This is a genomic window from Pseudomonas sp. LjRoot71 (assembly GCF_964253255.1).
GTDB lineage: Bacteria > Pseudomonadota > Gammaproteobacteria > Pseudomonadales > Pseudomonadaceae > Aquipseudomonas.
In genome coordinates this window covers 3,372,786-3,385,050 of the sequence record NZ_CAXURA020000001.1, presented here as the reverse complement: position 1 = coordinate 3,385,050, position 12,265 = coordinate 3,372,786, and the positions used below count along the sequence as shown (strand labels likewise).

11 protein-coding genes are annotated in these 12,265 nt (G+C 61.3%); 3 read left to right on the top strand and 8 right to left on the bottom strand.

Features of this window, described 5'->3' with window-relative positions; all coding sequences use genetic code 11:
- The 4 genes from ACSQ17_RS15865 to prfB form a co-directional block, all read right to left on the bottom strand.
- On the bottom strand, positions 1-552 hold the full coding sequence (locus ACSQ17_RS15865) for a hypothetical protein (RefSeq protein ID WP_436069600.1): 552 nt from the start codon (positions 550-552) through the stop codon (positions 1-3).
- Between the two features lie 39 nt (positions 553-591).
- On the bottom strand, positions 592-1,305 hold the full coding sequence (locus tag ACSQ17_RS15860) for a TetR/AcrR family transcriptional regulator (protein ID WP_233683995.1): 714 nt from the start codon (positions 1,303-1,305) through the stop codon (positions 592-594).
- A gap of 144 nt (positions 1,306-1,449) precedes the next feature.
- The gene (gene lysS, locus ACSQ17_RS15855) at positions 1,450-2,952 is read right to left on the bottom strand and encodes a lysine--tRNA ligase (protein ID WP_436069599.1); all 1,503 of its coding nucleotides are present in this window, start codon (positions 2,950-2,952) and stop codon (positions 1,450-1,452) included.
- Positions 2,953-3,053: 101 nt separating this feature from the next.
- Positions 3,054-4,149, bottom strand: a protein-coding gene (prfB, locus tag ACSQ17_RS15850; RefSeq protein ID WP_436069598.1) for a peptide chain release factor 2 whose coding sequence is annotated in 2 segments (ribosomal slippage) — positions 3,054-4,076 and positions 4,078-4,149 — 1,095 coding nt in all. Because the reading frame shifts where the segments join, the coding sequence is not laid out codon by codon here.
- A gap of 169 nt (positions 4,150-4,318) precedes the next feature.
- On the opposite strand from prfB, the gene ACSQ17_RS15845 reads away from it, so the two are divergent.
- A complete protein-coding gene (locus ACSQ17_RS15845) occupies positions 4,319-5,956 on the top strand; it encodes a diguanylate cyclase domain-containing protein (protein WP_436069597.1) in 1,638 nt (545 codons plus the stop codon).
- 2 nt (positions 5,957-5,958) lie between these two features.
- Here ACSQ17_RS15845 and ACSQ17_RS15840 read toward each other — a convergent pair whose 3' ends face one another.
- Positions 5,959-6,756 carry a hypothetical protein gene (locus ACSQ17_RS15840; protein WP_436069596.1) on the bottom strand — a complete coding sequence of 266 codons (798 nt, stop codon included), beginning with the start codon at positions 6,754-6,756 and terminating at the stop codon, positions 5,959-5,961.
- Positions 6,757-6,841: 85 nt separating this feature from the next.
- The gene (locus tag ACSQ17_RS15835) at positions 6,842-7,567 is read right to left on the bottom strand and encodes a tellurite resistance TerB family protein (protein WP_233683990.1); all 726 of its coding nucleotides are present in this window, start codon (positions 7,565-7,567) and stop codon (positions 6,842-6,844) included.
- 264 nt (positions 7,568-7,831) lie between these two features.
- Here ACSQ17_RS15835 and ACSQ17_RS15830 point away from each other — a divergent pair, with 264 nt between their 5' ends.
- On the top strand, positions 7,832-8,494 hold the full coding sequence (locus ACSQ17_RS15830; protein ID WP_436069595.1) for a transglutaminase-like cysteine peptidase: 663 nt from the start codon (positions 7,832-7,834) through the stop codon (positions 8,492-8,494).
- Positions 8,495-8,496: 2 nt separating this feature from the next.
- Here the strand turns inward: ACSQ17_RS15830 and recJ are convergent, their stop codons facing one another.
- A complete protein-coding gene (recJ, locus tag ACSQ17_RS15825) occupies positions 8,497-10,209 on the bottom strand; it encodes a single-stranded-DNA-specific exonuclease RecJ (RefSeq protein ID WP_436069594.1) in 1,713 nt (570 codons plus the stop codon).
- Between the two features lie 202 nt (positions 10,210-10,411).
- A complete protein-coding gene (locus ACSQ17_RS15820; RefSeq protein ID WP_436069593.1) occupies positions 10,412-10,951 on the bottom strand; it encodes a YaeQ family protein in 540 nt (179 codons plus the stop codon).
- A gap of 96 nt (positions 10,952-11,047) precedes the next feature.
- On the opposite strand from ACSQ17_RS15820, the gene ACSQ17_RS15815 reads away from it, so the two are divergent.
- Positions 11,048-12,247, top strand: a complete 1,200-nt coding sequence (locus tag ACSQ17_RS15815; protein ID WP_436069592.1) for a CaiB/BaiF CoA transferase family protein — start codon at positions 11,048-11,050, stop codon at positions 12,245-12,247.
- Positions 12,248-12,265 lie beyond the last annotated feature (18 nt).

The window sequence follows — 12,265 nt, the reverse complement described above, 5'->3', positions numbered from 1 at the left end:
TTAGTCCCCAACACGCTGATAGCGCGCCACTTCGATAAACACATCCGAGTTGGCCTGGTCATCAAGGTAGCTGAACACCTGCTCCAGCGGGCTGCTGATCAGCACACCATCACCTTCGGCGGCATCGATCACCTCGCCCTGCAACGTACCCTGCTCCAGCTCCTGGAGAATCCGGTCGACGTCGAGGTTGTAGATCACCAGCTCATTGCCGGTGGTCAACTCGAAGCCAGCGATGGCGAAGTTGGCCCCCATGCGTTTCGGCAAACCAGCAGACAGGTACCAGCGGCGACCATGGTGGGCCACGGTGAAACCGTACTCCTCCACGCTGTCGAGGTTATCCAGGCTGTCGACATAGGCCCGCGCCTTGTACACGTTGGAACCGGCGCGGGTGATCTGCAGGTACAGCTGCTCACCCCACTCGTTCTTGCGCGACCACTCGCCAAGCAGGGGAATCGGGGCTGCCTCATTGGCCGGTATCGGGTCCTTGAAGGTCACCAGACAGCCACTCAGTAGCAGGAAGGACACGGCAAGCAGCGCGCGCCAGGCGTTCATTCAGCTCTCCTCGTGAACGGATTGAGCGGGCCAGGTTGGTTAGAGGCCCAGTACCAGATGCATATAACGTTTAAGCATGGCCAACATCTCTTCACTGTCCAGATGATCGATACCATCGAGCAGCCCCTGATACTCCATGCGCACAATAATCGCCGTCAATAGCTTGGCATCCTGCTCGGCCTGCTGCGAGCCCAGCACCTCGAAGAAGTGCGTCACGCCTTGCAGCAGAATCTGCCGATGAGCCCGCAGCAAGCCATGCAAACGCGGGTTGAGCAGCGCTTCCTGCTGAAAGGCCTGCTCGGCCAGCAGATGCTCACGCCGCGTAAGCAATTGCTGGCGCACGTACTCCACGGCCAGCCGGGCGATTTCGTTGGCCAGCCGACGACGCGCCTCGGCGCTGCCGTCCAAACGGCTGACCTGCTCACGCAGCAGCCCTTCGGTACCACTCCAGAACTGGCCCATGTGTGCAGCGCTGCGCTCGACAAACTGAGCGAAGGTGTCGGTGATCAGGTCATTGATGTCTTTGAAGTAATAGGTGGTTGCTGACAACGGCACATCCGCTTCAGCAGCCACCGCACGGTGGCGCACGGCGCGCACACCGTCGCGCACGATGATGCGCATGGCGGCATCGAGAATGGCCTGACGTCGTTGTTCACTGCCCTGACGACTGGCTTTGCGCCCCTGGTACTGCACGCTTTCGACCACGGCGTTGGCAACCAGAGTGGCACTCTCTTGGGCGGGCTTGGCTGTCACTGCAAGACGATCCTCTGTCGGTTATTCAGGATTAATAATGACTTAGTCAGTAAATCGCAAAATTAATCCACTGCTCGCTCATAAAAATGACTGGCAGGCTAAAAATCAGATAATAAAAAGCCGCCCGGAGGCGGCTTAGCAACATCAGGCTTGCGGACGCATATGCGGGAACAGGATCACGTCGCGAATCGACGGTGAATTGGTCAGCAGCATCACCAGACGGTCGATACCAATGCCCTCACCAGCGGTCGGCGGCATGCCGTATTCCAGGGCGCGAACGAAGTCGGCGTCGTAGTGCATGGCTTCGTCGTCACCGGCGTCCTTGTCGGCCACCTGCTGCATAAAGCGCTCGGCCTGGTCTTCCGCGTCGTTCAACTCGGAGTAGGCGTTGGCGATCTCGCGGCCGCCGATAAACAGCTCGAAGCGGTCGGTGACGCTCTGGTCGTCATCGCTGCGACGGGCCAGCGGCGAGACTTCGAACGGGTAACGGGTGATGAAGTGCGGCTGTTCCAGCTTGTGCTCGACCAGCTCCTCGAAAATCATCACCTGCAATTTGCCCAGGCCTTCGAAGCCGAGCACCTTGGCGCCGGCTTTCTTGGCGATGGCGCGGGCCTTGTCGATATCGGTCAGGTCGGCAGCGGTAATGTCCGGGTTGTACTTGAGGATCGAGTCGAACACCGACAGGCGCACGAACGGCTCGCCGAAGTGGAACACCTTGTCGCCGTAAGGCACGTCAGTGGTGCCCAGAACCAGCTGGGCCAGCTCGCGGAACAGCTCCTCGGTCAGGTCCATGTTGTCTTCGTAGTCGGCGTAGGCCTGGTAGAACTCGAGCATGGTGAACTCGGGGTTGTGCCGGGTCGAGACGCCTTCGTTACGGAAGTTGCGGTTGATCTCGAACACTTTTTCAAACCCACCAACAACAAGCCGCTTGAGGTAAAGCTCCGGGGCGATACGCAGGAACATCTGCATATCCAGGGCGTTGTGGTGGGTCTCGAACGGCTTGGCCGCCGCGCCGCCGGGGATGGTCTGCAGCATCGGCGTTTCCACTTCCAGGAAATCGCGCTTCATCAGGAAGCTGCGGATGTGCGCAATAACCTGCGAACGCACACGGAAGGTCTGGCGCACGTCTTCGTTGACCATCAGGTCGACATAGCGCTGGCGGTAGCGCTGCTCGGTGTCGGTAAGGCCGTGGTGCTTGTCCGGCAGTGGGCGCAGCGACTTGGTCAGCAGGCGCACGTCGGTCATTTCCACGTACAGGTCGCCCTTGCCGGAACGGGCCAGGGTGCCAACGGCGGAGATGATGTCGCCCATGTCCCAGGTTTTCACCGCGGCCAGGGTCTCTTCCGACAGAGTCTTGCGATTGACGTAGACCTGAATGCGCCCGGTCATGTCCTGAATCACCATGAACGAGCCACGGTTGAGCATGATGCGACCAGCAACCTTGACCGGGATCGCGGCTTCGGCCAGCTCTTCCTTGCTCTTCTCGGCGTACTGCTTCTGCAGGTCGGCGCAGTAGTTTTCGCGGCGGAAGTCATTGGGGAAGGCGTTGCCCTGCTCACGGATAGCGGCAAGCTTTTCCTTGCGCTGGGCAATCAGCTTGTTTTCTTCCTGTTGCAGTTCGTGCTGGTCGAGTTGTTGGTCGCTCATGGTCGTTTTATCTGCCTGGCGTGTGTATGCAAATGGGGTTTGGTAGGAGCCAGCTTGTCGCAAAGATCATCGCCAGCAAGCTGGCTCCTACAGGGTTGCGGTTAAAGGCCCTGCTTGAGGCTGGCCTCTAGATACTGGTCGAGATCGCCATCCAGAACCTTCTGGCAGTCGCTGCGCTCGACGCCGGTACGCAGATCCTTGATGCGCGAGTCATCGAGCACATAGGAGCGGATCTGGTGGCCCCAGCCGATGTCCGACTTGGTGTCTTCCAGGGCCTGGGACGCGGCGTTGCGCTTCTGCATTTCCTGCTCGTACAACCGGGCCCGCAGCATTTTCATGGCGGTGTCCTTGTTGGCGTGCTGGGAACGTTCGTTCTGGCAGGCCACCACGGTATTGGTCGGCACGTGGGTGATACGTACGGCCGAGTCGGTGGTGTTGACGTGCTGACCACCGGCACCGGAGGAGCGGTAGGTGTCGATGCGCAGGTCAGCCGGGTTGATCTCGATCTCGACCTTGTCGTCGATCTCGGGCGAGACGAACACCGCCGAGAACGAGGTATGGCGACGGGCACCCGAGTCGAACGGGCTCTTGCGCACCAGGCGATGCACACCGATTTCGGTGCGCAGCCAGCCGAAGGCGTATTCGCCCTTGATGTGCACGGTGGCACCTTTGATGCCGGCCACTTCACCTTCGGACAGCTCGACGATCTCGGCACTGAAGCCGCGCTTGTCAGCCCAACGCAGGTACATGCGCAGCAGGATGTTGGCCCAATCTTGCGCCTCGGTGCCGCCGGAACCGGCCTGGATATCCAGGTAGCAGTTGTTCGGGTCCATCTCGTGGCTGAACATGCGGCGGAATTCCAGCTTCTCGAGAATTTCGCGCAGGCGCTCGATTTCTGCGGCAACGTCGTCGACGGCGCCCTGATCGTCTTCTTCGACGGCCATATCGAGCAGGTCACGGGAGTCGGCCAGGCTGCCGGTGAGGTCGTCGATGGTCTCGACAATCTGCGCCAGCATGGCGCGCTCACGGCCCAGGCTCTGGGCGTATTCGGGCTTGTTCCAGACGTTCGGGTCTTCGAGTTCGCGGTTTACTTCGACCAGACGATCATGCTTGTGATCGTAGTCAAAGATACCCCCGAATAGTCTGGGTGCGCTCGGACAGGTCCTTGATGCTATTAAGGATCGGGTTGATTTCCATGGCTGGCAGCACTCGTAGGTCAAACTTTCGGAAAAGCCGGCGAGTATAACGCAGTCATCCCACGCCTGGCAGCCTGCAATCGGCAGTGATACGCAGCAACGCAGACCAACGGCGCACTATACTGAACCCCACTTGTCGCTCAGCCAACCGTCACAGGAGCCGTCGTGCCATGCGCTCATCGCACAGCCTGCGCAGCCGTTTCGCCATCCTGATCGCCTTACTGGTCGCCAGCCTGAGCTGGTTGCTTGGCACCCTGATCGGCCAGGATGCCAGCCAGCGTATTCGCCAGGAAGTTGGCCATGACCTGGCCGAAATCGCCTACATGATGGTTGATCGACTGGACCGTGACATGCAGAGCCGCGCTGCCATGTTGCAGGTGATCGGCAAGCTGCGTGCCCTGAGCCAGCCGGATGACATCAGTGAAGTCCGCGTACTGCTTGATCGCCTGCAGACCGAATTCCCCAGCATCGCCTGGATCGGCTTCACCGATGCGCACGGCACGGTACTGGCGTCCAGCGACGGTGTTCTGGAAGGCGCCAGCATTGCCCAGCGCCCGGTCTACCTGGAAGCGCGGGAGAAACTGTTTATCGGTGATGTACACGAAGCGGTGTTGCTGGCCAAGTTGCTGCCCAACCCTACAGGCGAGGCGATGAAGTTTGTCGACATCAGCCTGCCGGTATTCGCCGCCGATGGCAGCCTGGTTGGCGTGTTGGCGTCGCACCTATCCTGGTCCTGGGCTGACGAAGTGCGCCTGGCGATCCTTGAGCCAATCCAGCAGCGTCGCCATGTCGAGTTCTTCGTGATTGGCAAGGACCGCACGATTCTCCTGGCACCCAAGGAGATGATCGGCCAGCGCCTGCACCTGCCCGCCCTCAACGAACTGACCCCAAAGCAGGATATCTGGGCCGTACAAAAGTGGCCCGACGGTCAGGAGTACCTCACCGGCCTGGCCCTCAGCCAGGGTCACCTGGATTATCAGGGCCTGGGCTGGACGGTTATCGCCCGCCAACCGCTGGATGAAGCCTACGCACCGGCCCGCGCCACCACGCGCAACATCATGCTCTGGGGCAGCTTATTGGCCATCCTCTTCGCCCTGCTCGGCTGGCTGATCGCCGGTTACTTCACCCGCCCGTTGCGGCAGATCGCCGAAGCCGCCGACCGCCTCAGTGCGGGCGAAATCAGCGTGATTCCAGAGCTGAAGACCACCCGTGAAATCGAAACGCTGTGCAACTCGATCCGCCACCTGGTGGAAAGCCTGACCCACCAGCAAAACGCCCTCGGCGTGATGGAAAACCTCGCCCACCACGACGCACTCACTGGCCTGCCCAACCGTGTGGCGCTGGAAAGCTACCTGCCCCGCGCACAACAGCACAGCCAGGCCCATAACAATTGCCTGGCCCTGTTCTACCTGGACCTGGATGGTTTCAAACCGGTTAACGATCAGTTCGGCCATGCGGCCGGCGATCAGTTACTGCGCGAGGTGGCCGTACGTCTGCGCGGCTGCCTGCGTGAAGGCGACCTGGTGGCGCGCCTGGGCGGCGATGAGTTTTTAATGGTGCTGCTGGTGCCCAACAACGACGCCCTGGCCCAGGCCCAGCAAGTGGCCGAGCGCACCCTGCTGGCCCTGCGCGAGCCGATCGACCTGGGTGACAACCGGGTGCAGATCGGCTGCAGCATCGGCGGCGCACTCTGGCCCCTGGACAGCAGCAACATGGCGGAAACCCTGGAGCTGGCCGACCAGTCGCTATACCGCGCCAAACACGCCGGTAAAAACTGCGCAATGTTCCATGCTGCGCGCCCGCAGTGAAGTTATTGCCCTTGCAGCCGCAGTAGCTGGCCAGCCAGTTCAGCGGCGTGACGCTCAACGATCAATGGCACCAGATCCTCGCTGTAATCCAGCAAACGCGGGTAGATGAACTTCCAGCGCGGCAGAGCCCGCTGCAAACGCTGCTGCGCCTGGGCATCGGTTAGCTCGCTTGCCAGGCTGAGCAACTCGCCATCCACCTGTTTGGCCAGCACGTCGATATCCTGATTCAGGTAGTGCTGCTGTTGTTCCGGCAGGGTTTCGATATCGCCGACATAAGCGCGAGCGGTGTAGCGCGCGGCCAGGTACTGCACCTTGGCCGGCAGGCTCTGCAAGCGCTGCTCGGCAGCGGTTAATGGCTGCGCCAGCCCCTTGAGCAATTGCTGCTCGAGGGTTTCCAGGGCTGCGACCAACTCGCGCTGAGCCTTGCTGTACTGGAAGTTGAATTCCCACGGCAGGTCCGGCTCACCCGGCTTGTAGGCCAGAGTCTGCTCAACCAGCGCTGTAAAGGCTGTCAGCGGTGCCTGCAGCTGTTGCATGGCCAGCCGAGCCGAGTCGGTCAGCGGCTGCGCCTGCAGCGTCGCCAGACTTTCACGCAGCTTGCCCAGATCAGCATGCACCTTGGCCGCCAGCTCGGCATGCCCGCCCTCACCGCGATGAATGAACAGGTCCGTACTGGCGCGAAACACCTGCACCTGAGCCTGTTGCACCTGCGCCAACGCCACGTCGGGCGCCGCCTGCAACATCGAGCTGAAAAGAACCATCGCCAGGCTCAGCAGACAATTTGTGTAGGTGCGGCGCATCGGGCATCCATCCATTGCGGGAAAAACGCCGATTATAGGGAGGCCGCCGGGCAGCGGCCAGAACCCTCAACTCAGCCGTACAGGCTTAGCCCTGTACCAGCTCCTGGCGCACCTGTGCTTCAAGCTCGCGCTTGAGCGCCGGGTCCAGCTTGAGCTGACGGGCCAGCTCTTCCAGGTAGGCGCGCTCCATAAAGTGCTCTTCATCCACCATCAGCACACTGGCCACGTACATTTCCGCAGCCATTTCCGGTGTACTCGCTGCACGAGCAATCTCAGCCGGATCCAGCGGTTTGTTCAGTTCGGCCTGCAACCAATGCTGCAACGAAGCATCCTGGGTCAGCTTGACCAGCTCACCCTCGATCAGCTGCCGTTCACGGGCATCGACATGCCCATCAGCCTTGGCGGCACCGACCAGCGCCTTGAGAATCGCCTGGCTGTGCAGCTCGGCCTGCGGAGCAGGCAGACGGTCCAGGGTTTGCGGCTCGGCCTGCGGCGCACTGGCCTGCTGCGCTTGCCAATTGCTGTAGGCCTTGTAGGCCACCACCCCAAGCGCCGCCAGCCCGCCATAGGTCAGGGCTTTGCCGCCCATCTTGCGCGCACTCTTGTTACCGAGCAGCAACCCTAGCGCACCGGCAGCCAGCGCCCCGCCGCCAGCGCCCTTGAGCAAGGTGCCAAGGTCGCCACCCTGCCCGCCTTTAGCCACACCACCCAGCAAGCCACCCAGGCCACCGGCGGAGGCACCACCGGACTTCTGCTGCAACAGGTCCTGGCCGGATTTCAGCAATTGATCAAGCAATCCACGGGTATTCATGACACGCGCTCCCTAAATATGGTGTGGCAGACAGACCGATTCTAGAGAGCAAGGTTTGCCTCAACCTAACGCCAGTGTGCTTCGAAAGATTGCCAAACACAGGTAAAAGCGACTGTTCGTCGGTTAGTCGTCACAAAACCTGTCAAAGAGTGGTCACGGTCACACTTTCGCCATGGTCGTTCTATATTTGGCGCCGATAGGATGGCACTTCGAAAAAACACTACGGCAAAAGGCTATCAAGAGCCGACGCCAGAGACTTCGCCCATGGCGCATTCCACCGCACATCGCCTGCTACGCAGCCTGCTCGCCAGTTGCTGGCTGTTCAGCCCGTTGCTGGTGGCTGATGCGACCCCACCGCAGCACAGCGCCCTGGCGACGGCACTGAGTGACGCCCGCCTGGCCAGCTGGCTCAGCCTGCTCGACAACTCAGCAGGTGATGAGGAGCGCGAACAGCTGGAGCGGGTCAACCACTTCATCAATCGCTCGATCAGCTTCGTCAGCGACCAGCAAGCCTGGGGCGCAGATGATTACTGGGCCACCCCCGCGCAAACGCTGAGCCTGGGCAAAGGGGACTGTGAAGATTTTGCCATCGCCAAATACTTCAGCCTGGTGCGCATGGGCGTACCCAGCGAAAAACTGCGCCTGACCTTCGTCAAGGCGCTTAGCGCTCAGCAGGCACATATGGTGCTGGCCTACTACCCGACGCCCAGCGCACAACCGCTGATTCTCGACAACCTCGACCCACGCATCCGCCCGGCCAGTGAGCGTGGCGATCTGCTGCCGGTGTACTCCTTCAATAACCACGGCGTGTTTCTGGCGAAAAACCCGCAGCGCGTCAGCCAGCCACCCGAGTTTCTCGCACGCTGGAATGAGCTGAGCGAGCGGGCCATGGCCGATGGTTCGGCCATGCCATTACCACAGAGCTAGGCTCAGCGCGGGCTGATATGGACAATCAGCAGTTGCACGCTTTCCTGCCCACGGTATTCATTGACGTCCAGCTTGTAGGCCAGCTCAACCCAGCGCACCGTCGGGTTCGGCCAGATATCGCGGTCCACACCAAAGGCAATGCCATCGAGCTGCACGCTGCCGCACTCGCTTTTCAGCACCACTTTGAGATGTCGCTCGCCAACCACGCGCTGCTGCACCAGCTGAAATACGCCATGAAACAGCGGCTCGGGAAAATGCTGGCCCCAAGGCCCGGCATTGCGCAGTTCCTTGGCCAACGGCAGATGAAACTCTTCGATGGACAGGGCACCATCGGACAGCAAACGACCGGTCAGATCGTCTTCACACAGCTGGCGGCGCACCTCGGCATCGAAGGCCGCTGCAAAAGCTGCAAAATTCGCCTGTGGCAGTGACAGCCCGGCCGCCATGGCATGCCCACCGAACTTGCTGATCAGCTCAGGGTGTTTGGCGGCGACCGCATCCAGCGCATCACGAATATGAAAGCCCGGCACCGAACGCGCCGAGCCTTTCAGCACACCATCGCCAGCATCGGCAAAAGCGATGGTCGGGCGGTGATAACGCTCTTTCATCCGCGAGGCGAGAATGCCGATCACCCCCTGATGCCAGTCCGGCTCGAACAGGCACAGGCCGAAAGGCATATCTTCCAGCGGCAAGTCCTTGAGCTGGGCCAGCGCCTCGCGCTGCATGCCCTGCTCGATGGCCTTGCGATCCTGATTGAGCTGATCAAGCTGTACGGCCATATCGCGGGCCAGCACCTCGTCCTCGCACAGCAGGCACTCGATGCCCAGCGCCATATCGTCCAGGCGACCCGCCGCATTCAGCCGTGGGCCGAGAATAAAACCGAGATCGGTGGAAGTAATGCGCCGATGATCGCGACCGGCCACCTCCAGAATCGCCCGCAGCCCAGGCCGCGCACGCCCAGCGCGGATTCGCGCAAGACCCTGATGCACCAAAATGCGGTTGTTGGCATCCAGCGGCACCACGTCGGCGACACTGCCCAGAGCCACCAGGTCAAGCAACTCCCCGAGGTTCGGCTCCGGGCGCTGCGCTGTAAACCACCCCATATCACGCAGCCGCGCACGCAAGGCCAGCAACACATAAAACATCACGCCAACGCCAGCCAACGCCTTGCTGGGGAACTCACAGCCCGGCTGGTTCGGATTAACGATGGCATCCGCCGCCGGCAACTCGGCCCCCGGCAAATGGTGATCGGTGACCAGTACGGTCAAACCAGCGGCCTTGGCCGCCGCGACGCCCTCGACGCTGGAGATGCCGTTATCCACGGTGATCAGCAATTGCGGTTCGCGCTCCAGCGCCACCGCAACGATTTCCGGAGTCAGGCCATAGCCGTATTCGAAACGATTGGGCACCAGATAATCGACATGCGCCGCGCCGAGCATGCGCAAACCCAGCACTCCCACTGTGCTGGCAGTGGCGCCATCGGCATCGAAATCGCCGACGATCAGCATCCGCTGACCTTGCTGCAGACCCAGCACCAGCAGCTCGACCGCCGCATCCATGCCTTTGAGCTGCTGATAGGGAATTAACCGCGCCAGACCTTTATCCAGCTCGGCAGCGGATTGCACACCACGGGCGGCATAGAGGCGGGTCAACAACGGCGGCAGAGCGCCCAAATCAGGCAGGGTTTCAGGAAGCGGGCGGGATTCGATACGCATGGTGGTTTTATCTTGTAGGGCGGGGGCAACCCGCCGAAATCAAAAACGGGGCGGGTGCTGCCCGCACTACGACTAGCTGTAAATGAGCACTACCCGCTTCGCTCGCCCTTCGGACCGCGCTAAAGCGCGTTAGCCGCAAGCGGCTTGCCGAGCCTGTTTTTAACGCCGCAGGGCCGACGCGCAGCAGATCGCAAATAGGTTCTTAGCGTTCGCCAGCCAACCACTCGATAGGCAGCTCATGCTGGCCACGCTCGTCGGTGACGAACAGCTCGCCGTCGCTGATCATCACGCTCCAGTTCAGCGAGCGCGGCATATCCAGCGCCAAGGCGGCCAGAGCCTCTTGGTCAAGGGCAACCACGTTGATGTTTTTCAGGCTGCGCACCGGGTCGAGCACCTTGGTTTGCCATACGCGCAGGTTGCCGTAGGCCACCAGGCTGAACTTCTCGGTACGCCGCGAACACCAGGTGATGCGGTCGCTGTCCGGCTGGCCGACTTCGATCCAGTGCAGCACACGATCATCCAGGCTCTTTTCCCACAACGCCGGCTCATCCACATCCGATAGACCACGCCCGAACGCCAGGTGCTCGTGATAGAACAAGGCATAGGCCACCAGCCGCGCCGCCAACCGCTCTTCGGTTTCCGAAGGGTGCCGGGCCACGGTGAAACGCAGGTTTTCATAGACGCTGCGGTCCATGTCGGTAAGGTTCAGCTCGATTTTGTAAGTGGTAGACGGCAGGGCCATGGACGGGCTTCTTGACTGATCGAATAAGCCGGCAAGTCTACCCGATGCCGCCTGCTCACGTTAGAGTCGCGCACTTAGCCTGATGGATGGAACCCGATGCAGCTGCCCAACAAACCCCTCGCCGGCTTGAAAGTGATCGAACTCGGCACCCTGATCGCCGGGCCTTTTGCCTCGCGTATTTGCGCCGAATTCGGTGCCGAGGTGATCAAGGTCGAGTCACCGGATGGCGGTGATCCGCTGCGCAAGTGGCGCAAGCTCTACGAGGGCACGTCGCTGTGGTGGTTTGTACAGGCGCGCAACAAGCAATCGATCACCCTCAACCTCAAGCATGAAGCCGGCCGCGAGGTGCTGAAGAAGCTGCTCAGCGAAGCGGACATCCTGATTGAGAACTTCCGCCCCGGCGTGCTGGAAAGGCTCGGTCTGGGCTGGGAGGTGCTGCATGCCCTCAACCCCAAACTGGTCATGGTGCGCCTGTCTGGCTTCGGCCAGAGCGGGCCGATGAAGGATCAGCCAGGCTTCGGCGCGGTCGGCGAGTCGATGGGCGGGCTGCGCTATATCACCGGCTTCGAGGACCGCCCGCCGGTGCGTACTGGCATCAGCATTGGTGATTCGATTGCCGCGCTGTGGGGCGTGATCGGCGCGCTGATGGCGCTGCGTCACCGCGAAGTAAACGGCGGCAGCGGTCAGGTGGTGGACGTGGCGCTGTATGAGGCGATCTTCGCCATGATGGAGTCCATGGTGCCGGAGTTCGATGTGTTCGGTTTTATTCGCGAACGCACCGGCAACATCATGCCCGGCATCACGCCCTCCTCCATCCACACCAGTGCCGACGGTAAACACATTCAGATCGGCGCCAACGGCGATGCGATCTTCAAGCGTTTTATGCAGGCCATCGGCCGCCAGGATCTGGCCGACGATGGGACACTGGCCAGCAATGACGGCCGTGATGCACGTCGCGACGAGCTATATGGCGTGATCGACCGCTGGGTCGGTGCGCTGCCGCTGGAGCAGGTGCTGGCCACCCTGAATCAGGCTGATGTGCCGGCCAGCCGTATTTTCAGCGCTGAAGACATGTTCCACGACCCGCAATTTCTCGCCCGCGAGATGCTGCTGGCGGCCAAGCTACCCGACGGCAAAGCCTTCAAGATGCCCGGCATTGTGCCCAAACTCAGTGACACGCCCGGTGCGGTGGAATGGGTCGGCCCCACTCTCGGCGAACACAACCAGGCCGTGTTGCTCGCGCTGGGCTACAGCGAGGCACAAATCGCCGAACTGAAACACCAGGGCGCGATTTGAGTCGTGCTGATTTGCAAT